Source organism: Paraglaciecola sp. L1A13, from assembly GCF_009796745.1.
Classification (GTDB): domain Bacteria; phylum Pseudomonadota; class Gammaproteobacteria; order Enterobacterales; family Alteromonadaceae; genus Paraglaciecola.
This window is the reverse complement of the sequence record NZ_CP047024.1, coordinates 3,219,391-3,244,264: the sequence shown is the minus strand read 5'-3', so window position 1 is coordinate 3,244,264 and position 24,874 is coordinate 3,219,391. Positions and strand designations below refer to the sequence as shown.

Below are 24,874 nucleotides of genomic sequence, written 5' to 3'. Positions count from 1 at the left end.
CCTGCTATGACGGTTGATAAAGCGCCTCTCAAGTCACCCCTTGAACAGGAAGCGATGCTGCACATGCAACCAGTGCAGCAACCTTTGCCGCTAGCATTTATTAACGGTCAGGCATTTACTGATCAACCTGAAGATTTATACATTCCGCCAGATGCATTAGAGTTAATTTTAGATGCATTTGAAGGGCCATTGGATTTATTACTGTATTTGATCCGCCGACAAAAATTCGACTTAGTTAACTTGCCTGTTTATGAAGTAACGAAACAGTACATGTTATACGTTGATATGATGAAAGACTTAAAGCTTGAGCTTGCCGCTGAGTATTTACTGATGGCGGCGATACTGGCTGAAATAAAATCGCGTTTATTGCTGCCCAAAAGACCGGATGTTGAAGAGGACGAAGATGATCCTAGAGCCGAGCTTATTAGGCGATTGCAGGAATATGAACTCGTAAAAACAGCTGCACATGAGCTTGATGATATTCCACGCATGGAACGTGATGTATTTAGTGCAGTGGCGCAAACCAGTGAGTCGGTCGCGCCTATTAAGATTTTACCTAAGATTAATTTGCAGGAATTAGTGGTGAGTTTTCAAAATGTGATGCAACGAGCGAGTGCATTTGAGCATCATCATATTGCTCCTGAGGCGTTATCTACCCGAGAGCGAATGGCGTTGATTTTAGAGAAGCTTAACAGTGAGCATTTTACCGGTTTTGATTGCTTGTATAAGACAAGTGAAGGCCGAGCAGGTGTGGTTGTCACCTTTTTGGCTATACTTGAGCTGTGTAAAGAACAGCTTATTGAGCTGGTGCAAAGTGAACCTTTGGCTAATATTCACATTAAGCTCAAAGCAGAAGAGCCGCAATAGATGGCAAAATTATCCTTAATGCAGTTGAAGCAATTGGTTGAAGCTGCGGTGTTTGTATCTGACACGCCTGTTAGCCAAGAACATTTGCAACAAACAGTATTAAGCGGTTTGAAGGTGGGTAAAAAAGCGCTGAATCAAGCAATTGATGAGTTGCAATTAGAATATCAATCTCGCGGCGTACAATTGGTTGAAGTCGCGAGCGGTTATCGGTTTCAGTCAATGGATAGTTTAGGCCCTTGGTTAAGTAAATTATGGCAAGAGCAAGCGCCTAAATACTCTAGAGCCTTGCTAGAGACCTTGTCTATGGTTGCCTATCGTCAGCCGATAACGCGAGGTGAAATTGAAGATGTACGTGGTGTAGCTGTTAGCAGCAACATTATGAAAACCTTAATAGAACGGGATTGGGTGAAAATCGTAGGGCATAAAGAAGTGCCTGGCCGCCCAGCCTTATATGCTACAACAAAAGGATTTTTAAACTATTTTTCGCTTAAAGGCTTGAAAGACCTTCCTAGTCAAGATGCCTTTGATACGAGTAATAGTCAGGATGAACGAAAGATTTTAACGCCGCCGAGTGAAAGTGCTGAACCGGTCTGTGTCGAGCAAACAACCTCTGAGCAAGACGCAACAGCGCACAATGTGATAAAGCAACAGACATCGGCCGAACAAACACCGTCAGAACAAGCTACAGAGACTAAGCTTGATGATACTGACAACCCTAATCAAAGAGAGCAGTTACACTAATGAGTGAAAAATTACAAAAAGTCCTAGCCAATGCTGGTGTGGGCTCCCGTCGTGAGATGGAAAAGTGGATAGCCCAAGCCCGAATTTCGGTTAACGGAAAAGTTGCCACGTTAGGTGATCGCGTTGAGCCATTGGATCAACTACGCGTTGACGGCAACTTAATTAGTGCTGCCGCGAAAACGACTATTTGTCGCGTACTTATGTACAACAAACCTGAGGGAGAACTATGTAGTCGTAAAGATCCTCAGGGACGTCCTACTGTTTTTGACCGTTTGCCTAAAATTCTAAATGGTCGTTGGATAGCCGTTGGCCGTTTAGATATCAACACCAGTGGTTTGTTATTGTTTACTAACGATGGTGAACTGGCTAATCGTTTAATGCATCCTAAACATGAAATCGAAAGAGAGTACGCGGTTCGTGTATTTGGTGATGTTGATCAAGACATTATTAAGCGTCTTAAGAAAGGCGTGGAACTTGAGGACGGAGTGTCTAAATTTACTGAGATACGCAAACGCCCTGGTGATGATGAAAGTCTAAATAGTTGGTATAACGTGACGCTATCTGAAGGCAAAAACCGTGAAGTCCGTCGATTATGGGAATCTCAAGGCTTACAAGTTAGCCGCTTGATCCGTGTTCGATACGGTACCCTAGACTTGCAAAACCGCTTACCTCAAGGTGGCTGGATTGAGTTGCCGTTAACAGATCTTAATACGTTGCGTAAAAGCGTGCAATTAGATTTAGAACAAGAGTCGATGATAGAAGACAAACAAACCAAGCTGGACCATGTGCGTCTGAGTCGTATGCGCCGTTCTGTGCAAAAGCACAAAGTGAATCAAGGTCGCGCCAAGGCAAGACCTAAGAAAAAGTAAGTACGCATTGTTAGGTCGTAAGCCGTTGCTTACGACCTAAGTTCACATCGAACCGTTTGATTTACGACTAAGTTTCTATGCCAGCAAGCTGAAAATGCACTTGCAGCCGTGCATCAGTCCTGTATTCCTTCCGTTTTTGTTAAGCATTTCGACAAACATAAGCCCGACTATTTCTGGGCGCATTAGTTTTCAAGCTGGGTTAATCACCTTCGCTATTTTTAGTATTCTGCTTCTTTAATCTGAATATACATTTTCAGATGCGGAAGTCATCCCGCGGTTACTTTTCCTGTGCAGTGCTAATATTGATAGTTTAGGTTTACGCTTTGACCCATGTGGCATGTTTCAAGCCGCAATGGATAAATCTACAATGTAAGCGCATTGTAGATAAAATCTGTTTACACCCCATCTCTATTTTATATGCAACAGCAAATGAGAAAAAGCCAGTGATTAAAATATTACCTAAAAGTGAAGGTGCCACCATTGGCATTCAGGTCGGCGGTAAAATCGATAAAGCTGAAGAAGATAAGTGGATAGCCATTTTCGATAAACTGCTCGAAGAACATCGCACAATTAATGTTTTGGTTCTGCTTAATGGTGAAATTAAAGTGGGTCTTGATGTGGTATATGAAGATCTGATGTGGACTTTGCATCACATGAGCAATATAAACAAACTAGGATTTGTCTCATCCAGTCGGGTACTTAAATGGTTAGTAGCAATTGACAGCCCCTTTGCCAAACTTGTTGGAATTGACGAAAAATATTTTACCTCAGATGAGCTGCAAAATGCTTGGGATTGGGTTAAGAAATAGCCTACTTAGAGCGTAATTTTTTATACCAAACTAAATGGAGTTAGCGATATGAACAATGTTATTCAGTTAAGTGAAATTTTCGGTTGGATGTCACTTATTAATATCGGCTTATTATGTGCCGCATCGTTGGTGTTAATCTGGATGAAAGATAAAATCACCACCATACACGGTAGGCTATTTAACGTTGCACCCAGTGAATTGAAAATCCTTTATATGAATTATTTGGCACACTACAAGTTGCTTATTTTCGTCTTCAATCTCGTCCCATATATTGTTTTAAAAGTCGTTGTTTAACACTTTTTTACTATAAAGGTTTGAGCGGTGTGCGATATTTTTTATGCTAAAACGGACGACCTTGATTGCTTTGGACTAGAAAGAAAAGTCGATATTGAAGGTAGTCAGCATAGTAAATATAGCTGTGTATGTGCACTGATTTAGCATGTATACAGCGGACTGCGTTATTAAATTTGTTTGAGGTATGGTGAGGACCTCAGCAAAATTGTTAACGCAGGCGTAGCATTGGTTGTTGCACTATATCGGCTAAACTCTATCGGCTAAACTCTATCGGCTAAACTCTATCGGCTAATCAATGCTGTATTAAGTTAATACTGGTACTCAACTATCGCCCAGACCGTTTACATTCCTCAAATTAAGCACTATAAAAGTAACTTAAACAGTTTACAGTTATATGCTTAATACGGTCTGTACAAACATTCTGGCTTATTTAAATTTAACCGGGTGTCGCATCAAATGATTATTCACCAAAAATAGTGCGCGCTGGCGGTTCTTCAACTATGTTTGCCTGAGCGTTTTCTGTATCCTTTCCTGCCTCCATATTACCTGTCTCATCGTCAGATTTTTCGACTGGCTTATCTGTTGCTTTAGGATTAACGGCCGCGATCAAGGCTTTGTTCTGTGCTTTATTTAGTGGGTAGATGCGACTGATATTGCATCTGAATCTATGATTATCGGGGGTGAAAACACTGTCGAAACCAGCGCTTAATGTGTTGGGGATACGTGAATACACCAGCAAGCTAGGCGAAAAATCTAAATCGTTACAGCGCATTGTTAGCTTGACCAAATAAGATCGAAAAGGAGAAGTGCGTAAGATCAAATATTGGTCGCTTAATGATGTCCAGCTATCCATATCAAACGCACTAATAGTATCGCGAGCTTCTAAGTTTTCAGTGGTGATAAATTTTTCGATAATGACTAATTTTTCGGGGTCTGATAAACGATTTGACGCGCATCCACCAAGCGCCAGTAGCACAAAGACCAGTATCATAATGTGTTTCATATTAGCTCCAAGAATATATAAAATTTGTACGCTTTAGTTTCGAACATTTAGTGACTAAATGGTTTCCTAAAAATCGCTTAAATTACAATTTATTACATATATTTACATTGGCCGATACACAACCTAGACAACGTCAACCTAATCGTCTTTTAATTGCCGCCAATAGGGCCATTTTTTCAACCGGTTTAGAAAGGAAGTCATCCATGCCAGCGTCAATGCAACGCTCTCTGTCTTCAACAAATGCGTTCGCTGAAAGGGCAATAATAGGGTTAAGGAAATTCATTTTTTGTCTAAGTCTTACGGTAGCGGTAATACCGTCCATAACGGGCATATGCATATCCATTAAAATCAGGTCGTATTGCTCGAAAATACAGGCTTGAATGGCTTTTTCACCGTCAGTCGCAATAGTAACTTGGTAACCCGCGCCCTCAAGCATGATTTTGACTACTTCTGCATTAATTTCATTATCTTCTACGACCAAAATTTTATGCTCGCTTGTTGATTCTGATATATCCGGCTCAGATCTAAGTTGGATGTTATGTAATTCGCGTAAATCAGCCTCAAGCTCTTGTCTCATGACTGGCTTAGCGTGGGTTCGCCAAATAAGACTGCGCACGTCATCATTGCATTCAAGGTGTTCAATGACCGCTGATATTAAAATGATGGACGGCGTTTTTTTAAGGTTACGCTCACGCAATGCGTTGATAACATCAACACCGTTGATTTCGGGCATCGATAAGTCAAGTAACAATGCGTCGAATTGACTGATATCACTGGCCAAAAATGCTGCGGCATGTTCAAAAACGGTTGACTTAAAACCTTGAGATTTAACCACATGCTGTAAGTATTCTCTGCTTGTTTGCAGATCGTCGACTATCGCGCAGTGCAGTTGAACATGAGGTCGAATATTTTCAACTTGCTTGTGGTCAATTTCGATAGGAAGCGACAACTCAAAGCAACTTCCTTCGTTAACTACGCTGTGAACCGTTAACGTTCCATGCATCAAATCAGTCAATTGTTTAGCGATAGATAGGCCGAGACCGGTCCCACCAAAAAGGCGTGTGGTCGTTTGATCGGCTTGTTCGAATTTATTAAATATGGTTTCTATTTTTTCAGGTTCAATCCCAATTCCGGTATCGTGAACCTTCGCTGATAGCCAGAATCGTTTTTCTTTAACGTAAACACCAACTTCTAAATTTACCGAGCCTTCATGGGTAAATTTGATCGCGTTGCTCAGTAAGTTGTGCATAATTTGCGCGATTCGCGTGGGGTCGCCAAAAATATGTGCTGGTAGTGTGGTATTTTTCTGATAATTGAATGTCAGTCTTTTCAAGCGACAATTTGCTGATTGCACAGACGTCACATCATCAAGAAGTTGCAGTAAATCTAACGAAGTGCGTTCGATACGTAACTTGCCAGCCTCTATTTTGGATAGGTCTAGTACGTCATTTATCAACACTAACAATTGCTTACCGGCGCTTTTCGCTTTCTTTAGATATTCACCACTTTTATGTGGATTGTCGATGGCTAGCTCCATCATGCCAAACAAACCATTCATAGGTGTTCTTAATTCGTGACTCATGCTAGCCAAAAACTCGGATTTTGCTTTGCTGGCGTCAATTGCCTCTTGTTCGGCTGTTCTAGCTTTGAGCAACGTGGCTTTTAAGGACGCAAGGGTTTTGTTAATTTGCGTTTCCATGGGACGAAAAATGAATATCACTTCACAAACCAATAATATCAACGTAAAAAGCCATAAAAGCATTTCTATATTTTCAACAAGCTGAACACGCTCGCGGGCAGATACCTCAAAGGCTTGTACAACTTGATCTAATTCAGATAATAGCGCATCAGTATTGTTTGCATTGAAAATTGTCGGTGATAGGCCACATCGATTAGCACTACCGAGAAAACCATTGGCATCGTTAACATATGCCGTTGTTTTCGCATCTAAAGCGCTTTTACCGAAGTTAAATTTCTTAACGGTTGCAGGCAGATTAGGTACGTTATTTAATTCAATTCGGTTTTTATCGAATTTGCTTATTGCGGTTTGCAGTGAATATTCGAACTTTTCAATAGTGATTTTATCGCTTGGGCAATGAGATAATCTTGCAACAAATAGCGCTATACGTTGGGATAACATGCGTTGTTGACCCGCCATATTGATTATATAAGCGTCATTTTCTTGTACACTGAATATGTATTTTAGCGTTAACGCTGAGCCAGAAGCCGTCGCCGCAATCAGGGATAAGGCTAGAATATATCGCGCACGAATAGAGAGGCCCTTTTTTATTACCTTTGACATCAAAATTGATACTCCATTGTGCCGTTTCGAATAAGAGTAGATGAACAAGAATACAGTTACTCGACATAAATGAAAAAGTTTTTACAAACAATCTGTTAAATCATGACAAGGCTTATTCAGTATATGAATGTAAGACTAGCCCTAGGTATGTTTTTTACGATTCTAAAGACGTAATTTCCCTGAGTTGCATGGAATACCGATTCACTGTCGCTACTTGTAAAAAGAGGATTTTCTTTTTGAGGATATTCCAGTAATACCTGAAACTGATGGTCCGAATCACCAGTGGGCGTTTTGATTGAATTCTTATGCGCAGATTGATTATTTACCCATTATCCTAAGGGGGTATCTGTTTTAACATTTTATATTTTTCGTTAGACGTTGCTATATGGAATATTAAAAACAGCGATGACATCTATAACCCCACATCACAGTAAAACGTTATATACTCGCGGCGTTAATATCGACATGAAAGACCTCTATCACATCATTAACGAGTGCAATTATGGCCATCGCGATTACTCCATCTAAACTCAGTCTACCCCAGCATAATCCGGGAGTATCGACAGTTCTAGAGTTTCTTATTATCAAATTTCCGGCAATATCTGCTGAGATTTGGCAACAACGTATGGCTGAAGGTAAAGTTCATTGGCATGATGGTCGTTTGATCAATGTACAAACGCCATTTAAGGCTCAGCAACGCGTTTATTATTACCGCGAAGTAAAAAGTGAACCCGTTATTCCTTTCGCTGAAAAAATAATTTTTCAGGACGAGTTGATTTTGGTGGCCTACAAACCACATTTTTTGCCCGTAATGCCAGGCGGTGGATATGTTGAAGAATGCCTACAAAATCGATTGCGTACTAAGACCGGTAATCAACATCTGCAAGCCGTGCATCGCATCGATAAAGCCACTGCAGGTTTGGTACTATTTTCAGTAAATCCCAATACGCGCGCGCACTACCATCGACTTTTTGAAACCCATCAAATCAATAAAACTTATCAAGCTGTTGCCAGCACGAGTCACAGCGAACCGGCGGACAATCAGCAATGGGAAATAAAAAATAGGTTGGAGAAAAGCACGCCACGGTTTTTAATGCATGCTGTTGAGGGGCCGGCTAACGCACATTCACATATTCGTTGTGTAAAGCGCTCAGCCAACAAGGCATTATTTGAACTTAATCCCGTAACTGGTAAAACGCACCAGCTGCGACTTCATATGCAAAATCTTGGTTGGCCGCTATTACATGATACCTATTACCCTGTGTTGCAACCAAGTCAGCCGGATGACTTCAACAAACCCTTGCAGTTATTGGCTCAGCAGCAGGAATTCATAGACCCAATAACACATCAACTAAGACACTTTTCGAGTAACACTGAACTCAATTTAGATTAACGTCCTAATCGCGTGCGTATTTAATGGTTCGTCGATTGTTTTAAAACGAATTCAACCAAACTCTCTATATTTTAGATGTATTCAGTATGTTGGCTGTGCCGAAAATAGCTTGTGAGCATAGGATTTTGCGCATAAACCGTACCTGTTCTTGCGCTGTGTCATTATCTTTGCTTATTCTCATTTCAGTCATATTGACAGCAAATATCAATATTATACTGTGGGCTTTCACGCATGTAGGAATTATCTTCCCAGCGCGTGATGTGTTCCTGAAAAGTACGTCAGATGAAAAATACTGGTTTGAATGACACATGGAGAAAATACTCGATGAGTACGTTTCGTGTGCGTGGAAATTACCTGTATAGAATGATTTTTCACTCGGATTTATGACTGGTTCGTCTCAAGGAAATGAGCACTATTTTAGAGTGGGCTCTATAAAGGGCAATAACTTTCATTAATACCATTTAGGCAATGTTTCGTACCGGCTATTTAAATTCGAACTCACAGCAGATTTTAGTGATAGTGGGACCTCAAAGGCATTTAAATATTACCAAATATATGAAACATACAAAACATACAAGGCAAAATAGCACTAACATTTTTGACTAACATCGCGTTAGTTAACAAACTTAATTACCAAGGACTTACGCTATGAAAATCCAAAAAATTAACGCAATTGAAATCCTGGATTCAAGGGGTAACCCTACAGTAGAAGTGAATTTGAAATTAGAAGACGGAACGATTTCCCGGGCTATGGTTCCCAGCGGTGCATCAACCGGTGAACGCGAAGCGACAGAGTTAAGAGACGGTGATAAAAATCGATACGGTGGTAAAGGTGTATTGAAGGCGGTCAATAACGTCAATACGATTATAGCGAAAGCAATCGAGAACAAATGTTTTACCAGCCAACGAGAGCTTGATTATTTTTTGATAGGACTAGATGGAACACCGAATAAAGCGAAATTAGGTGCCAATGCAATACTGGGGGTTTCCATGGCTTTTGCTCGAGCCAAGGCGTTAAGCTCGCGTATACCTTTGTACCAGTATTTGGGGGGGAGTAATGCTCACATACTGCCAGTTCCTTGTATGAACGTAATAAATGGCGGAAGGCACGCTGATAATACGATAGATTTTCAAGAGTTTATGATTACCCCCCACAACGCTACGTCATTCAAAGAGTCGATTCGTATGGGGACAGAAGTATTCCACACTTTAAAGGGTATTTTAAAATCCAAAGGTCTCAGCACAGGCGTTGGTGATGAAGGCGGTTTTGCGCCTGATTTAAATTCTAATGAGCAAGCGGTTGAAATAATATTGGAAGCCATCAGCAAAGCAGGATATTCCCCTGGCAAAGATGTCAGTATCTGTCTCGATCCCGCGACAAGTGAAATGTGGGAAGGTGGTAAATACAAATTTTTTAAAAGTACCCAGAAATCATTATCAAGTGATGACATGATCAAGCTATGGGAAAGTTGGGTGGACCAATATCCTATTGTTCTGCTTGAAGATGGCTTAGCTGAAAATGATTGGGATGGTTGGAAGAATATGACTGATTCCCTCGGCAATAAAGTCGAAATAGTAGGGGACGATTTGTTCTGCACCAATAAAACTATTTTAAAAGAAGGGATCAGTAAAGGCGTTGCCAATTCTATACTGATTAAACTTAATCAAATAGGGACGGTAACTGAAACGCTTGAAACTGTTGAACTTGCTAATAAAAATTCATATAACTGTTTTGTTTCACATCGAAGTGGAGAAACGATTGATAGCTTTATTGCCGATTTAACCGTTGGTATTGGTGCTGGGCATTTGAAAACGGGTAGCGGTTGTAGAGGAGAGCGAATAGAAAAATTTAATCAGCTTATGCGAATTGAAAATGAATTAGGTTCTGTATCAAAGTTTGCAGGTATTAAAGCATTTAAAAATGCGTGATTAGGTCGATAAATAAATAACGTAAAATAGGGGGGGCTGTTTTTTCTCGTTACTCCCTATTAATAGCGTACATGGATATTTTAAGAGAGGGATAATTTTATAGTAGGATTATAATTATTTTATTTCAGGCAACAAAAAAGGCGCTGTGGTAACCATACCTTTACTTTACGTAAGCGGTATAACCAAACCAGCACCTTCTATATTCAATCACACTAGTAATGTAAACGATGTCTACATGTACTATTTATATTCAAATTGCCATTACAGCAGCTTGAAAATCAGATTAAATTGCAACAACTTTGTTAGCGCAAGGACCTTTTTGACCTTGTCCAACTTCAAATTCAACTTCTTGGCCGTCATTTAAAGACGCAAATTGGCCACCTGCTTGAATTTCAGAATGGTGAACGAAAAGATCCTTTCCGCCATCTTCAGGAGTAATAAAGCCAAAACCTTTATCTGCGTTGAACCACTTAACTGTACCTTTACTCATTTATATATACTCATTTAATTAGGTGAAATTTTGTTTATTTAGTACCCGAACTCACCAATCCGCATACCCAAAAACTTATGCGGTGTATCTTACACGCATTAGCTCAATAACAATACCTCATTCCCCATTATTTAATATTTAATTGCTCATCGACCGTTAAATATGGGATGTAGAGATATAAAATCTATAATTAATGTCTAAAAAAACCGTAAACGACAATGATTTTGTTATTTTGACCCTATCAATGTGCTCAATTTTCATTTTATTTAATACGTATTTTTTACGTCACTTTCATTTCGCGCCTAAATTTTTAGCGCTAAATAATAATTCTAGTTATAAATTCCCACGCGTTTGCGTTTCTACTAAATTTAAACCTCGAATGAGTCGTCTAATTAAATACTATAAGAATGGTTGCTTAAGATGAGATACTGCGTGGCTTATAGTTGAAAATTTAAAGCAAACTCAATGGGTTAGTTTTGCTATCATCCAATAATATAATTTTGAATAACGCACTATCCCTAACCCCCAAAAAAAACACTGCCCAAATAGGATTATAAAAATAATATGGACGATCTAAAAAACATATTCTTGCTTTTGTCTTGGGTAGATTACTTCGGGGTAGCGTTATTTTTTAGCTGTTGGATGGGTTACCGCTTTATTTTAGAGCGAGGGGACATGGGTCGAAAGGGGCTAATAGGGATCACCCACGAATATCGTTTACAGTGGGCTATGGAGTCGGCTTCACGCGAGATCCCCGTTGCTTGTGCTGGTCTCACGAGTAATCTTATGGCTAGTGTCTCTTTTTATGCCTCAACGACCATTTATATTATTGCTGGCCTATTCGCATTAGTTGGCTCGGTAGAGCGTTTACTCAGTTTTTCTGAAGACATTCCTTTTGCTCAAGCGGTTTCCAGTGGTTTGATTGAATTGAAACTGATTTTATTGATATTTATTTTTGTTAACGCTTATTTTAAATTCACCTGGTCGTTAAGGCAGTTTAACTTTTTGTGTATTTTGATTGGCGGTAGTCCTTACCGCGAGAACATGCCCTCAGAAGAATACCGACTGAAAACAGCCAAAAGAATGGCTCGAGTAAACTCTTGTGCAGGTAACGAGTTTAATCGAGGGATCCGTTCTTACTATTACGGCATAGCTGCTTCAACTTGGTTTTTACATCCCGCGGCCTTTATTGTGGCGACTATTTGGGTAACTTGTATTTTATACGTACGGGATTTTCATTCACCAGTGCTTGAAATATTAAGAGACTCTTATCCTCCTGAACTTAGGGACTACACGTTGGACCCAGAGCACAAGAGCGCTGAAGATATTGATCGTGCTGTAAAGTAAAAACGTTAGTAAGCAACTGAACGACGAAAAAATAGTCAGCTATATTGTTGGCATTAATGCGCAAAGGCGAAGTGACCCAACTTGCAAGCGCATTAATCACTAATAGCAGCATCGCGCCCCTCGCAAATTAACCTTGCTTACACGAATATGGTTTGCTTAGGTTGGGTCTATAATTCCTTCGGCAATCATACGTAGGGCGGTTAAGCTTGGAATGAAAAAATAATCACCACCTCGTGTTTCCACAAATCGAGGCATACCAGAGCACATGAAGGTAGGTTGCCCCAATGATTTGTTTGCATTGATCAAGGTTCTACCATTTGGGTCGCCATTTTGAGTAATTTCGTGATTACCTAGCAAAACATCTTTTTCATTACTTAGTTTGAAATCGTTTCCGTAATTGATCCATTGCTGTTGCACAAATTCAAATTGACGCTCAATACTGGCATTGATCACCATGAAAATTGTACCGTGTTCACCTTCATTGTCAGTTCGATCAGTTGAGTTACCGTAGGGTAATCCCCGCCTTAGAATTCGTCGTCTATTGACCATTGCACCAGGTGTGTCAAATGCGCCATCCGTATCAAATTCGAGTGAACCGCGTGGGTTAGTACGCCGAGTATGGGCACCTAAAGGACACCTCGCACCTTCGGAGTCGTTAACGTAATTAAATCCGCTTCTTTTGCTTTTCAAATCTTGATAAATTGCTCGAGCTTGGTTTTTCTGTTCACTCGTTGCCTCAGGTTGATAAAATAAGACATCAGTGGCATTTTGCCACTGCTCGCCAAACTTACGCGCCGAAGCATAGTCGGGATAAGTTGCCAAGGGGGCGCCGTTAGACCAACGTCCTGCAAACTTAGCCTTTAAAGTTTCATGTTTTTCATCATCGGCTAATTTCTTATCGCCATAGTGCTCACTTGTTTCTTTTAAATAAGAAGTGAATTTTCCAACATTTTGATGAAGTTTGCGGTACACCATAAAACTGCCGTTGTATGAGAGCAATCTAGGGCTTGGTGCTTTGGGATATTCGGCACTTTCATCTTTGTGACCCAGTACAAATTCTCCCGTCTCTAGAGGCTCCCATCCGTCTTCAGTGTTAGCAGCAGCCCTGGTGGGTTTTCCTGCGCCAACAGTATCAGTTCGATTTCTACCTTGACCTTTAAAGACTGGGTTAGTTATACCATCTACGTAGTGAAAGTGTTCATTTGCGGTGGGTTTGCCATCGATAACTATCGCGTTACCAGATTGGAATTTGCTTAAAGCTTTACCGTCACCATCTCTGTGTCCGTCTAGTAGCTCTACGCCAATTTCCGCTCTATTAACGAGTGCCATTACTTGATCAAACCGTTGGGTTAAGTCGAGCTCTGATGTCGCATTGATGCTTAAAAACATATGTACGTCGTAATTATTCTGCCAAATAGGATCCCAATTTTCAGGTGAACTGGGGCCATCATCCCCTAAAATATCTTTGCGTGCCTTCATGCCCATACGAAAATCTTCTGGAAAACTTCGCATAGATTCATCCGGCAAACCCAATTCACGCAAACCCGCGTAGGTGAAAGCCAAATTAGTTGTTGCTAGTGGGGGAGCGCCATTATTTTGCTTGTCCAATGGGGCGGAACTAGTGACTAAAGGAACCAGACCTTTTACAAATTCCATTCCTTGTTGTTTATCGTTTATTTTGAAAAACAAATAGCGCGACAATGGATACCCCCACCGCCCATATCCAAACACTATATTTCCTTGAATATCATGCAGATCAAGAATTGATTCATTTATATTCATTTGCTCGCCTCCTTGTGAACAACGACAGTTGCCTTTACATCTCTTTCAATTTCAACAGGTACTTGGGTTGCGGCAATCGGCCAACTGTTAGTGTTAAGATTTTCAATATCAATTAACGTAATAAATTTTTTAAACGACTGTTGTAAATTGATTGCACCAGTATCACCCTGATAACGAAAATGTTGGGTTAAATATGCGAAGTGAATAAACGCTTGTTTGACATAAAGAGCCTTGAGTTGCTCAGGTAAAGGCTTGTCATTCGACCCATTAAAAAATAGGCTATTATTGATTTTACATTTTTTAATATAACTAACAAAATCGCGGCCAGACGTTACGTTTTCAAAGGCGAAACAATGTTTGAGTAATTCTTTGAGAACAACACTAATTTCTTCCCACATGCCATACAAATAACTGTCTAATTCGCCATAGAAATTGCTTGTGAAAACTAAGTATTTATTTTTTAGGTGTTCTTCAACAGCAGGTGCTCCTTCATAAAAGACATCTTGCAATAAAAATACTCTTGCTAGATAGGTATTTGGTACAAGCGCCAACGGGGAGTCGCTATCTTTAGGCCATTTTTGTATCTGATCGCGAATGATTTTGTCGTAGGATCTATTGTTCTCCATGCCAGGTTTGACTGGGATCAGAACGGTAAGGCCGTAAGCATTTCCATATCGATTACCCATAATTTATGACTCCCTTTCTATTACAGCTTTGGCAGATAAACTTATTATTGGCGTAGGCGCCATCAACCCCAAATTTCGTTGCTGGCTAGCTAACAGTAATTCGAATCGTCGTTGAAATAATTCAGCGTCATTGTTTAAATCGCTTTCATTGATAAATTTTGCCAGCGCTTCCTTTAATTCTTGTGCACCTTTAACGTCATTCGATGCAGCAAGGGGATAAGCATTGTAATAGTGGTTTGTCCAAATTTGATTGTATGTAATGTAGTTATGGAATGGTTGTAACGGCACAGAATTTGGGTATTTAACATTCTTATACCAGAGTAGATCGAGTCCACTGGGGATTGCCATATGAAAGGAATCAACATATTGCTTCCAACTTCCATTAAAGTTACTAAAAAATAACATGTAGTGATATTTAAGCTCTTCTTTGGGTTGAGACGCGTCAATATGTGGGAATTTTTTAATGATGGTCCATCGAGCATAATGAATAAGTGACAAGGTCAATAACCCGTTTAACCGCGCGTATATTAGATTAGTCAGTTTTAATGGTACTAAATTACCCCAAAAACCTGTGGTTCCGAGTTTTCTTGATACAGAGAATTGAACGGCTGCAAATTTAATTCTATTTAAATAATATACCCAGCCCGTGATTGGCGTAATCACGTTCATAGCATAGGATTTACCGGCGATATTAGACATCAATCCTTCCTTTTAATGATGTTTTATGTAAAGGCTCTAATATCGATTTACCTTGAAAATCATGGAGCCAAGAATTTTTGAACAATAATTAAAAAGCTTATATTTCTTTTTTATTTATAGTCCACTACCGTCAAATTTGCTCAATGGTTAGCGCTATATGCATGAATTGTTTGTTCGAAGGCGATGCATGGAAGGCAGCCGGGCGTGTAACGTGATCCTGAATATGAACAAATAATTCCGTTACCGTGCAATAGTGAACTTTGCTCCTAGCGGCCCAAATATCGGTAGTAGCAAATGTCAGTGGAACTAATTTTATTTTTCTAAGCTGCCTCATTGCCCGTCTACCAATTAAAAATGGAAACGGTATAAGCTTAGTATCAGTTCGAAAAATGGACAATATAATGTTAGAGGATAGAACGACTGCTACAAAAAAGCAGATGAACATAATTACGAACGCTGTTAATAGAATTAGGGGGAACCGAACCCATAGTGATGAATAGTGTTGCTATTACATGCAGGTTGTACATGGTTGTGGCCAGACGCTTGCTATCGAATTACTATATATTTAGCAGGCAATAGATTTTGATTAGTCTTAAAAATCAAGCGGGTCAAAAAATGCTTAAACTATTATAACCGTTAATTTTTCAGCCAAACGATATAGGCGACAAAACCTATCCAGCTTAACGCCAGCAATATCCACTGTAGAGATGTCATAGGCATAATATGCGTGACCTCTTCTGCCGTTTCGGTATTTTCACTTTCAGTTTGTTTGGCCTTTTGTTTACGCTGCTTATCTATTTCTCGTAATTTTATACCCTGCTGTTTTTTATACTCAGCAATACCTTTTTGAATACCTTGGGCGATCAACTTGGTTTGCTCTTTAGTTTGCCCACTTTTTTGTCTTCCTTTAGCCATTTTCATCGCTTGTGCTTCAACTTGTGGGGATACTTTATTTTTCATTTTTTTCCATGTTACTTATTTGAATTGACAACGAATACTAGCAGGCCTATGCCTATTTTAGGCTGCTCATTTGTTACTGTATTTACCCTTGAATAAAGGGGCACACATCCTTTACCTAACATCAGACGCGCCACGTATAGCGCTAGGCAGAATAACAGAATTTACGGTCACATTTGAACCCAAAGACGGTTAAAGCAACGCGTTGTGCACAAGTCTTTAGCCTACGCTCTGGTTATTTATCTGCTTGGCACTCCTTTCTAAAGTGAGGTTAATTCGCATAAACATTCCTTGAATTGCCTCGACCTGTGTTGACTCGTCAACTTTAGACGCTAGCTCTTGATACAGTAAATCTGATTTGTGCTTCAATCTATCATCGGTTTTACCTTTACTGGCCAACAAAAACGCATCCGCTAAAGAATGTTGCCATTGTTTTAGGTACTTTAAATCTTTACCTGCAACGTTTTCGCAGATTGAACGCAAGCGCACAGTGGCATGTCCCAAATTCAAAGCTGTTAAAGCAAGATCGGTAATAGCCCGAGAATGAGAGCCCTGATCGTAGTTAACTAAGCGCAGTAGTCGGTCTGACATACGACGGTTATACCAAATAGCTGGTGTTTCATGTTCGCCTATTTCGCGTAAATCTTCATAGGTCGCTTTAAACACTCGATGCACCAATAATCGAACGCTCGGGCCGGTAAATAAATGAAAAATCCAAAATAGAATACTTACCCCGGCAAAAATAGCCATGGCAGCGCTGAGTGTATAATCGATTGAAAATGCCAAGCTCATGTCGGTGCTTGGCCTAACTAATATTGAGAATGGAATGCAAAAACCTAAACCATAAGGCAATGTTTCACGATCGGCGAGTAGCAGTAATCCTAAAAAATAAGGACCAGCTAATACCAATAATAATATTTCTAATTGTCCGCCACTTTGCGCGAGTAAATTTAGGGCGTAAAAAATAGTGACGACACTGGCCACTATCACACCCATTAATAAACGTTTTATTACCACCCGTAAAATAGCCAAGGGTATACGCGATAACATAATAGAGAAAATCACTGGCAAAATCATGATCATTAAGGCAGCTGAAGAGCCGGTACTTATCCAAATAAATGCGCCAATTAAAAACACTAATGTTGTTCTAAATCCTACAATTATACCCGCCAACGGGTCGCGGTAAGTCAGCATGCTAGGGGCGTTTAATAAGGTTTTATCACGATCTTCGAGGGCGCGATAAGCTCGCAGTAAAATGGTTAAATCGGCTGGTATATCAAGGCCAATATTGAACATATGAGAATCAAAAGGCGTTTCACAAGGATTGTTTGTTCGCTCTTCAGTTAGTTCTTTGCGAAATGCTTTAATTTGCTCGGCACAATATTCATAATCGTTAGACTCTGCGATGCTTGCAAACACGTCTTTTAGCCTATTGAGTAATTGTGCCAACGTAGGGCTTATTAGTTGTGCATGGTTGCGCTGTAAACGACCAAAAATTTGAATTAACGCTAATAAAGAAAGTACTTTTTGTGCCAGTTGATTTGCCGCTCGAGAGCGACCAGGGCCTTTGGGGCCTTCGTATCGCACCGCACTAGAGTCTTCATTTATAACGCCTAACGTGGTCATAATCCCGTCAATTTGTTGATGGCGGTTCTCATGGGAGCCATTATGATCAAGTTCGGTAACCAAGTAACTTAAGGTTTGGTTTATGACTGAGCGTGCTTGGTTTTGTAATGAATCCTTTATTTCTACTGGCCAAAATAAATGACTCACAAGGCCGGCACAAATAGAACCAACCACTATTTCACTGACACGAGCCTGTGCAATATCAAAGATAGCTGAGCTACTCACAGCCGATGGGTTAGCCATCACTAGCAGCACAATAATGGCGGCAGTAACTGCCGCCATTGCAAAGGCGTAAACAAAATTTGCTTGGCGTACCATGGCTGATAGTGCAGAGTTTAAACCAAGCCAAATCGCCAATGTGCCTAGCGCTAAATAAGGGTAGGGCATAAGTTGGGTTAACAGTAAAATCCCAAATAAACCACCTATAACGGTGCCTATAATTTGGCAAATAGCTTTTTCAATCACTAAACCGCTTTCGGGGCGTAATTGCAAAAATATCGCCGAGACTAACGCCCAATAAGGCCGGTCAAGATTAAGCAACATAGCGATAGTCAAGGCCATTGCCATGGCAATAACACCTTTTAGGGCAAAAATCACAGCCTGCTTTTTGGGAAAGAACAGATTCCGCCACACTACATTCAAGGTATTCTCCTTATTGCGTAGCGAGGTGTATTGTGGCGGTCATGCCAGCACTAAGCTGGGTGTTTTCAGGCAATGGATCTAACTTAATATCAACAGGAATTCGCTGTGATAAACGAACCCAGTTAAACGTTTGCTGAACCTGGGGTAAAAGCTGACCGTTGCTTTGAGTATTGGTATTAGCAATGGCTTTGCCAACGCTGACTACATGACCCGTTAACGGTTCGCCTGCGCTAAGTAATGCGATTTTCGCTTTTTGATTGGGGTAAATTAGAGGGATTTTTGTTTCTTCAAAATAACCTGTAACGTAAAACGAGTCAGCTTGCACTATGGCAAATACCGATACGCCCTGTGCGACGTAGTTCCCTTGGCGAAGGTTTAGGTTGATTATTTGCCCCGACACCGGTGCGGTAATGTTTGTTCTGTCTAAATTTAACTGCGCCAACGTTTGTTCTGCTTTCGCTAATTGGTAGTTAGCTTCGGCTATTTTGGTATTTATGCGCGTTGCTTCTAAATCTTCTTCGCTAATCGCTTTTTGGCTCTTTAATTCAACACGACGGGCATATTTATGCTTAGCCAGTTGCCAGGAATATAAGGCATTTTCAGTATTTGCATGGCTTTTTTCTAAAGCCGCTTGATAACGTTTACTATCTACATTAAAAAGCAACTCGCCTTTTTGTACACTCTGGCCATCTTTTACATTTAAGTGGGTCACCCAACCAGATACATCTGGCGCTATCGTTACTATGTCAGAACGAATGCGACCGTCCCGCGTCCAAGGGGTATGCATGTAATCATTCCAAACCCAACGCCCAGCGAATAAAGCGGCTATAACAACCAGTATTGTAAAAATAATACGTATATATTTTGTCATCGAACTTATCTTCCACTAAATAAATAGACGGTTAGGGCCAAATAGCATACGAACATTGACACCTCGAACCACGACACTTTCCAAATTTGGTCGTGCCAGCCCAAGCGGTGCAAAATAAAACGCGTAAGAGCGGTTAAGATAAAGGCAATAGGGAAATAAACAACCATAGGGCTGAATTCGACTCCGCCCAAAACGACAGCTTGAAGCATAAATAAATATCCCATTATTTGCAGAACAAGGCTTATCGTAAAACCCGAATGAGCATGCATAAAATAGTGCAGTAATAGTGACTATTGTGCCGTTAACGGCGCGATAAAAACACTCCACCAATGTAACTAAAAATGAACTTTGATTCTTGGATGTTGATGTTTAAAGGGAGTTAAGTGCCATTCACCGCGCAAAGTTTTGATTTATGTACGTGGCACTTAACACTCATTAACCTCTAATTTAACCGTATAAATCTTCCTGGGCCGAACGATTTCTTCGTTGGCGCAAAAGTAAGTTTGCCATGTACCAAACTACGATGACATTTATCACAAACACACCAACACCTACGATACTGGTATGGAATAGGATTTCATAAACTTCAAAAGGGATATAGATGGCGCCGCTGACTAATGCAAACCACTCCGTCCATACGAGTCCTTTCCATAACCCATAGGCTTCAATTAGCCTGATCACAGTATAGGCGAGTGCGCAGATGGCGATCAGACTCATATTGCTAGCTGAAACGTTGCTCAAAGCATGAATAAATATACTTGGTAAATGGCTTGCTGGATTCAAGTGGGCGTGACTGACAATGGACTCCGCCACCTGCTGTAAATTTCGTCCGGCTAGCATATGGATACCCACAGCAACCATAAGAGCAAGCAAACCTTTAAAGGCTTCTAAGACTGCAATCGCTTTTAGGCCATTTTCTGATGACGTCATACTGCTCTCTATTTAAACAAGGTTAGAATTTATCGATTACATACGTTGAATGATAATGCGTAAAGGTGATTGAGTCGCTGGTTAGTTGAACCATTTTTTAACTAAAAGGTTCACAATCTTACGTGATATTTGATAATAAGGGTGAGCGGGTGACGTTGTTTACTGGCATTGCATCGACCCACTTGCCAGTCACTATATGGGCCTTAATAATCATAACTCTGCAATGCTTTTTAATGCAGCCAGTTGTAAGTCGTCTGCTCTTTCACTGAATAGCAATCACCTGACGGACAAGCCCTGTGTTTACAGGGCTTAGTTTTGACAAAACTCTTATTTAATAAAATTAAAAACGAGGGGAATATCGGATTGCTAATCCCACTGTTCTGCCTATAACATCGTAATCACTGACTGTGTTGAAGTGATTCGCACCTGCTTGTGGAATGGGCGGTTGTTTATCGAATAGATTGTCGATACCGAAGTTCAACACCACTTGCTCTGTGGCTTGCCAAGAAGCGGCAAAGTCAAAATAATCTTGGGCAGATATACTGGTTGAGCGATCAGACGCGTAATCTACACCGCCGATACGTCGCCAACCTAGTTGGAAATTCATGGCGTCTAGGTTCCAATCAAGGGTTGCTCTGTGTTTATAATCTGCTTGTAACACACTGGCGAAGTCCCCTGAACATGCACTGCCATAGGTCCCCTTGCAATCAACCGCTGCCACTGTGGCATTACTCTGGCGAGTTTGCTTAGTAACCAGATTCCCTTGGTAACTTAACTTAAGCGTACCGCCGAGAGCATCGGGTGCATCCACAATGTAATTGGTTGCGATATCAATACCGCTTTGCTCAATTGAAGCTAGGTTGAAATCGTTGACGATGGCTGTGGTAATAAAGCCTGTGGTTGGGTCTCGCAATACGGCGCCACATAACGGGTTGCTCGCATCAGGATTATCGATATAACAGCTTTGTAAGGCCGCCCCCGGTTGAATTTGACTCACCGCATCAGAGATTTCAATGTGATAGTAATCAATGGATACATCAAAGCCTTCGATGAAAGTGGGTGTGTAGACCACCCCGACGGTTTCAGATTCAGCTTGCTCAGGTTTGATTTCAGGGTTACCACCATAGGTATATTGCGCGGTACTCGAATCGTATGGGGTATCGACAGCGGGGGCACCATAGCGTTCGCATTGTGCTGTATCGCCAGTGCCTAATAAACATGGATCGCCGTTATAACGACCAGCAAATCGCGCCACAAACTGGTCGCTCGTTTGATCAAACAAGGCAAGTGACAAACCACTGATTGGACTGGCAAACTCACCAAGGTTGGGGGCTCTAAACGCCGTTAACTTATTCGCGCGCAAGCGAATATCATCGTTAATGGCCCAGTTAAGGCCGATTTTATAGGTGTCTTCTGCTTCAGTATTGGAATAATCCGAAATTCGATAAGCCCCTTCGACACTAATTTCTTTGGCAAAGGCGACGTCTGATACGACCGGTATTAGTACTTCTGCGTAGAATTCTTCACTATCAAAGCCAGCATCCATATCAAATGCACTGACTGATGCGAAACTGGTGCCATTTCTAAATGCATCACCTGGGGTCTGCTTGCCTGTTTCTTTACGGTACTCATAACCGACAGCAAAATCGATAGGCCCATCAGGTAGCTCAAAAAACGCTGATGAATCACCCGATAGCGTCGCTGCTAACACACTTTGGGTACGTTCTCGGGTGGTATAGATTAATGGGTCGCTGAAGCTGGTTAAATCCAAGTTAGGGTCAAATATATCGACAGTATTGGCAAGTGCAGCAAAGCGGTTGTTACCAGAGCCATCAACTTTATAGCCATTGTTGTAAATAGTCGCAGTTTCATCGGTTCGGCCGTACTGACCATAAACGTCGTAACGTAAATACTCATTGATATCGCCTTTGACACCCATTTGCAGTTGAAGAGAATCTCGAACAGCCTCAGTGCGCTGTACGCCGAGTCCGAGGTTTCTTTCAACATTAACCTGTGCGATGCCATCGCTGTCGAAGGTTAAGTTATTGCGGATGTCATCGGTTAAGAAGGCGTTATCGGCACTCAATGTAATCTGTTGATTAACGGAAATAGGTGCCTGACCACTTGCGCCAGCGCCGTTAACTGTCACTTTAGAGTACATGGCGCGGCCATAGGCTGTGGCGTTGTCTGTCAAATCAAAATCAAACAGTAAACCGGTAGACAAACGCTTCATGGGTTGAGTGAGGTAAAGATCAGCAGTAGAGCTAGTGGTTTGACGTTCATCTACCACGCTCCCAGCGGCATCAATAGCAAATGCGTCACCGGTGGCAATATCAGTATAATAACCGCCTGTGTTGATGATTGAATTGGCATTTTTCATGGCGTAATCACGTTCACCAGCCAGCAGCTCTTTTCGTTCAGAGTAACCTACATACCCTGTGATATGACCTGAACCGTTGGCAATATCACCACCAAAAATCCCTTCGAAATTGATTTTTTCGTTGCCACCGTCAGCGGTTTCATAACTGCTAGAAAACTCTGCCCCGTTGAAATCATCGTTTAGAATAAAGTTAACTACGCCAGATACCGCATCGGCACCATAAACCGCTGCAGCACCACCTGTCAGTACATCAACACGCTTAATTAACCCCGTGGGGATCATATTAACGTCTACTGAATTACGGAAACTAAAAGGCACGGCACGGGTGCCATCAATTAACACCAAGGTACGGTTTTGGCCTAAACCGCGAAGGTCAATAGTGGATGAACCAAACGAATCGCCCACGGTAGAGCCTGTGCTGTTCGCTCCTGCTGCCGCTTGGGGCAATTTACTGGTAATATCTTCTACGTTGATGGCCCGGTCCAATTTAATTTGTACTTCATCGACACTGGCAACGGCACTGCTCGACACTAGCTCGGTACGTTGAATTCTCGAGCCAGTGATAGAAATCACTTCGGTTTTATCTTGCTTCTGACTTTCGTCTTGCGCCATAGGGGCAGAACTAAAAAGGGCCGCTGTGACTGCTAGTGTGACAGGCGTCAGCGTGAGTCTTTGCAGCTTGGTAGTGTAAGTTCGATGCTTCATGTGTTTTCTATCCTGTGTCGATATTCGTTGAAAAAATATGCCATGAATGATTTTATTTTGTACAGCAGGGGCATTATCAGTCTAGGAAAATAAAAATTGCAATAAAAGTTTCTTGTAAATAATAATTTTATTGATAAATTATTCTTATTAACAAATCTTTAAACAATAAAGTCGAGTCAAAATTAAGAATGAACACCCATATAGAGCAACTTTATCGCAGTGCTAAAAAACGCTCACGCGTTATTATTGGTTTAATGAGCGGCACGTCCTTAGATGGATTAGACGTGGCGTTGTGTCGAATCGAAGGCCACGGCACTGATATGCAAATTGAGCTAGTAGAATTTTGTACTGTGGATTACGACGATAATTACAAACAGCAAATAAAAAGTGTTTTTGCTCAGCGCCAAGTTGATTTACAGCAGGTGACGTTGTTGAACCCTTGGGTGGGTGTATTGCATGGCCAAATGGTCAATCAGTGTTTAGCCAAATGGGGCGTAAAAGCGGCTGACATCGACGCCATCGCTAGCCACGGGCAAACCATATATCATTGTCCCTTGCGTCAGCACGGACAAAACGAATTTGGAAACGGGACCTTGCAAATTGGCGATGCTGATCACTTAGCGGTAACAACAGGCATTTTAACCATAGCTGATTTTCGTCAAAAGCATATCGCAGCAGGGGGCGAGGGCGCGCCTTTGGCGGTCTACGGTGATTATTTGTTTTTTACCAGCCGTCAAGAAAATCGTATTTTGTTGAATATGGGCGGCATCGCTAATCTAACCTATTTGCCACTAACCGCTGACTCAAGTGCGGTCTTTAGTTCTGATATTGGCCCAGGTAACACGATTATGGATGCTTACGTGCAAAAACACTTTGCTCCACTGCATTATGATAAAGACAGTGCGATCGCAGGTAAGGGGAAGATACATCAAGCGTTATTAGAGACTCTGAAACAGCATGAGTTCTTTACGCTGAATTTCCCTAAAACCACAGGGCCAGAAGTGTTTAATTTGCGCTATTTAATGGCTGCACAACAACGCACCAATACACAAGATTTAGCACCTCAAGATGTGATGGCTACCCTTAATTTCTTTTCGGCTTACGTGATCGCACAAGCAATCAACGACTGCGCTGCCAATTTAGGTGACTTTAGTGTTTATGCTAGCGGTGGCGGTATTCACAACCCATTATTGATGGAACACATTTTAAGTTTATGCCCGAGAATTTCCACTATTGAAGATACCAGCAAGCTAGGTATAGACCCAGATGCGAAAGAAGCCGTATTGTTTGCGATCTTAGCTAATGAGTGTTTGGTAGGCGGGCAGCAACCTTTTGGCAATATTGCCCAAGGGATCCCTGACATCACCATGGGAAAAATAAGCTTTCCTGATTAAAAAACGGGGAGGCGCTACTTTTTGGTTGCCCTTCGCTTCTCCTTTTTCATTCGCCTTTAATACGCAAATTTAGCCGCGCTTTTTTCTTGAGCTTTTTAAGTCGTGTCTTAGCAATATTTGCCCCTGTTAATAACATGTTATATCTTACTGTATGAAAA

21 protein-coding genes are annotated in these 24,874 nt (G+C 41.1%); 9 read left to right on the top strand and 12 right to left on the bottom strand.

All coding sequences use genetic code 11. The annotated features are described in order from the left end of the window. The first annotated feature begins 6 nt into the window (after window positions 1–6). The 5 genes from GQR89_RS13550 to GQR89_RS13530 all read left to right on the top strand — a co-directional run bounded on the left by GQR89_RS13550 (window position 7) and on the right by GQR89_RS13530 (window position 3,580). Complete coding sequence (locus tag GQR89_RS13550; protein ID WP_158770533.1) at window positions 7–867, top strand: ScpA family protein; 861 nt, start codon at window positions 7–9, stop codon at window positions 865–867. Further along, window positions 868–1,608 (top strand): SMC-Scp complex subunit ScpB, encoded by a 741-nt coding sequence (gene scpB, locus GQR89_RS13545; protein ID WP_158770532.1) that lies wholly within the window; start codon window positions 868–870, stop codon window positions 1,606–1,608. It abuts the gene before it with no gap. Beyond that, entirely contained in the window at window positions 1,608–2,477 is an 870-nt protein-coding gene (gene rluB, locus GQR89_RS13540; protein ID WP_158770531.1) for a 23S rRNA pseudouridine(2605) synthase RluB, read from the top strand. Before scpB ends, rluB begins: the two co-directional genes overlap by 1 nt. Window positions 2,478–2,809: 332 nt before the next feature. Further along, on the top strand, window positions 2,810–3,286 hold the full coding sequence (locus GQR89_RS13535) for an STAS/SEC14 domain-containing protein (RefSeq protein ID WP_233269162.1): 477 nt from the start codon (window positions 2,810–2,812) through the stop codon (window positions 3,284–3,286). Window positions 3,287–3,334: 48 nt separating this feature from the next. Next, window positions 3,335–3,580, top strand: coding sequence for a DUF6868 family protein (locus tag GQR89_RS13530; protein ID WP_158770530.1), 246 nt, complete (start codon window positions 3,335–3,337; stop codon window positions 3,578–3,580). A 460-nt stretch (window positions 3,581–4,040) separates the two neighbouring features. Here GQR89_RS13530 and GQR89_RS13525 read toward each other — a convergent pair whose 3' ends face one another. Beyond that, window positions 4,041–4,583 carry a DUF6491 family protein gene (locus GQR89_RS13525; RefSeq protein ID WP_233268972.1) on the bottom strand — a complete coding sequence of 181 codons (543 nt, stop codon included), beginning with the start codon at window positions 4,581–4,583 and terminating at the stop codon, window positions 4,041–4,043. Between the two features lie 133 nt (window positions 4,584–4,716). After that, window positions 4,717–6,885, bottom strand: coding sequence for a response regulator (locus GQR89_RS13520; protein ID WP_158770529.1), 2,169 nt, complete (start codon window positions 6,883–6,885; stop codon window positions 4,717–4,719). Between the two features lie 502 nt (window positions 6,886–7,387). On the opposite strand from GQR89_RS13520, the gene GQR89_RS13515 reads away from it, so the two are divergent. Further along, window positions 7,388–8,278: a pseudouridine synthase gene (locus tag GQR89_RS13515; protein ID WP_158770528.1), complete on the top strand. Its 891-nt coding sequence runs from the start codon at window positions 7,388–7,390 to the stop codon at window positions 8,276–8,278. A 648-nt stretch (window positions 8,279–8,926) separates the two neighbouring features. Beyond that, entirely contained in the window at window positions 8,927–10,207 is a 1,281-nt protein-coding gene (gene eno, locus GQR89_RS13510) for a phosphopyruvate hydratase (protein WP_158770527.1), read from the top strand. A gap of 283 nt (window positions 10,208–10,490) precedes the next feature. Here eno and GQR89_RS13505 read toward each other — a convergent pair whose 3' ends face one another. Next, a complete protein-coding gene (locus GQR89_RS13505) occupies window positions 10,491–10,697 on the bottom strand; it encodes a cold-shock protein (RefSeq protein WP_158770526.1) in 207 nt (68 codons plus the stop codon). Window positions 10,698–11,261: 564 nt separating this feature from the next. Between GQR89_RS13505 and GQR89_RS13500 the strand changes: the two genes are divergently transcribed. Beyond that, the gene (locus GQR89_RS13500) at window positions 11,262–12,044 is read left to right on the top strand and encodes a DUF599 domain-containing protein (protein WP_158770525.1); all 783 of its coding nucleotides are present in this window, start codon (window positions 11,262–11,264) and stop codon (window positions 12,042–12,044) included. 156 nt (window positions 12,045–12,200) lie between these two features. On the opposite strand, the gene GQR89_RS13495 is transcribed toward GQR89_RS13500, so the two are convergent. From GQR89_RS13495 to GQR89_RS13455, 9 genes are all read right to left on the bottom strand, one after another. Further along, window positions 12,201–13,826: a peroxidase gene (locus GQR89_RS13495; protein ID WP_158770524.1), complete on the bottom strand. Its 1,626-nt coding sequence runs from the start codon at window positions 13,824–13,826 to the stop codon at window positions 12,201–12,203. After that, window positions 13,823–14,512: a hypothetical protein gene (locus GQR89_RS13490; protein WP_158770523.1), complete on the bottom strand. Its 690-nt coding sequence runs from the start codon at window positions 14,510–14,512 to the stop codon at window positions 13,823–13,825. Before GQR89_RS13490 ends, GQR89_RS13495 begins: the two co-directional genes overlap by 4 nt. 3 nt (window positions 14,513–14,515) lie before the next feature. Continuing rightward, window positions 14,516–15,211: a hypothetical protein gene (locus GQR89_RS13485; protein ID WP_158770522.1), complete on the bottom strand. Its 696-nt coding sequence runs from the start codon at window positions 15,209–15,211 to the stop codon at window positions 14,516–14,518. Window positions 15,212–15,847: 636 nt separating this feature from the next. Next, on the bottom strand, window positions 15,848–16,171 hold the full coding sequence (locus GQR89_RS13480) for a DUF2956 domain-containing protein (RefSeq protein ID WP_158770521.1): 324 nt from the start codon (window positions 16,169–16,171) through the stop codon (window positions 15,848–15,850). Between the two features lie 216 nt (window positions 16,172–16,387). Continuing rightward, window positions 16,388–18,436, bottom strand: a complete 2,049-nt coding sequence (locus GQR89_RS13475) for an FUSC family protein (protein ID WP_158770520.1) — start codon at window positions 18,434–18,436, stop codon at window positions 16,388–16,390. Between the two features lie 10 nt (window positions 18,437–18,446). Further along, on the bottom strand, window positions 18,447–19,307 hold the full coding sequence (locus GQR89_RS13470; RefSeq protein WP_158770519.1) for an HlyD family secretion protein: 861 nt from the start codon (window positions 19,305–19,307) through the stop codon (window positions 18,447–18,449). Window positions 19,308–19,312: 5 nt separating this feature from the next. Then, window positions 19,313–19,516 (bottom strand): DUF1656 domain-containing protein, encoded by a 204-nt coding sequence (locus GQR89_RS13465; protein WP_158770518.1) that lies wholly within the window; start codon window positions 19,514–19,516, stop codon window positions 19,313–19,315. Between the two features lie 238 nt (window positions 19,517–19,754). After that, window positions 19,755–20,237, bottom strand: coding sequence for a DUF2127 domain-containing protein (locus GQR89_RS13460; protein ID WP_158770517.1), 483 nt, complete (start codon window positions 20,235–20,237; stop codon window positions 19,755–19,757). 340 nt (window positions 20,238–20,577) lie between these two features. After that, window positions 20,578–23,322, bottom strand: coding sequence for a TonB-dependent receptor domain-containing protein (locus tag GQR89_RS13455; RefSeq protein WP_158770516.1), 2,745 nt, complete (start codon window positions 23,320–23,322; stop codon window positions 20,578–20,580). Between the two features lie 188 nt (window positions 23,323–23,510). On the opposite strand from GQR89_RS13455, the gene GQR89_RS13450 reads away from it, so the two are divergent. After that, entirely contained in the window at window positions 23,511–24,716 is a 1,206-nt protein-coding gene (locus tag GQR89_RS13450) for an anhydro-N-acetylmuramic acid kinase (RefSeq protein ID WP_158770515.1), read from the top strand. Window positions 24,717–24,874 lie beyond the last annotated feature (158 nt).

Excerpts from the sequence above, each read along its gene's own strand:
- GQR89_RS13550 (WP_158770533.1), top strand. The coding sequence starts at position 7 with ATGACGGTTGATAAAGCGCCTCTCAAGTCACCCCTTGAACAGGAAGCG.
- scpB (WP_158770532.1), top strand. The coding sequence starts at position 868 with ATGGCAAAATTATCCTTAATGCAGTTGAAGCAATTGGTTGAAGCTGCG.
- rluB (WP_158770531.1), top strand. The coding sequence starts at position 1,608 with ATGAGTGAAAAATTACAAAAAGTCCTAGCCAATGCTGGTGTGGGCTCC.
- GQR89_RS13530 (WP_158770530.1), top strand. The coding sequence starts at position 3,335 with ATGAACAATGTTATTCAGTTAAGTGAAATTTTCGGTTGGATGTCACTT.
- GQR89_RS13525 (WP_233268972.1), bottom strand. The coding sequence starts at position 4,583 with ATGAAACACATTATGATACTGGTCTTTGTGCTACTGGCGCTTGGTGGA.
- GQR89_RS13520 (WP_158770529.1), bottom strand. The coding sequence starts at position 6,885 with ATGTCAAAGGTAATAAAAAAGGGCCTCTCTATTCGTGCGCGATATATT.
- GQR89_RS13515 (WP_158770528.1), top strand. The coding sequence starts at position 7,388 with ATGGCCATCGCGATTACTCCATCTAAACTCAGTCTACCCCAGCATAAT.
- eno (WP_158770527.1), top strand. The coding sequence starts at position 8,927 with ATGAAAATCCAAAAAATTAACGCAATTGAAATCCTGGATTCAAGGGGT.
- GQR89_RS13505 (WP_158770526.1), bottom strand. The coding sequence starts at position 10,697 with ATGAGTAAAGGTACAGTTAAGTGGTTCAACGCAGATAAAGGTTTTGGC.
- GQR89_RS13500 (WP_158770525.1), top strand. The coding sequence starts at position 11,262 with ATGGACGATCTAAAAAACATATTCTTGCTTTTGTCTTGGGTAGATTAC.
- GQR89_RS13495 (WP_158770524.1), bottom strand. The coding sequence starts at position 13,826 with ATGAATATAAATGAATCAATTCTTGATCTGCATGATATTCAAGGAAAT.
- GQR89_RS13490 (WP_158770523.1), bottom strand. The coding sequence starts at position 14,512 with ATGGGTAATCGATATGGAAATGCTTACGGCCTTACCGTTCTGATCCCA.
- GQR89_RS13485 (WP_158770522.1), bottom strand. The coding sequence starts at position 15,211 with ATGTCTAATATCGCCGGTAAATCCTATGCTATGAACGTGATTACGCCA.
- GQR89_RS13480 (WP_158770521.1), bottom strand. The coding sequence starts at position 16,171 with ATGAAAAATAAAGTATCCCCACAAGTTGAAGCACAAGCGATGAAAATG.
- GQR89_RS13470 (WP_158770519.1), bottom strand. The coding sequence starts at position 19,307 with ATGACAAAATATATACGTATTATTTTTACAATACTGGTTGTTATAGCC.
- GQR89_RS13465 (WP_158770518.1), bottom strand. The coding sequence starts at position 19,516 with ATGCTTCAAGCTGTCGTTTTGGGCGGAGTCGAATTCAGCCCTATGGTT.
- GQR89_RS13460 (WP_158770517.1), bottom strand. The coding sequence starts at position 20,237 with ATGACGTCATCAGAAAATGGCCTAAAAGCGATTGCAGTCTTAGAAGCC.
- GQR89_RS13455 (WP_158770516.1), bottom strand. The coding sequence starts at position 23,322 with ATGAAGCATCGAACTTACACTACCAAGCTGCAAAGACTCACGCTGACG.
- GQR89_RS13450 (WP_158770515.1), top strand. The coding sequence starts at position 23,511 with ATGAACACCCATATAGAGCAACTTTATCGCAGTGCTAAAAAACGCTCA.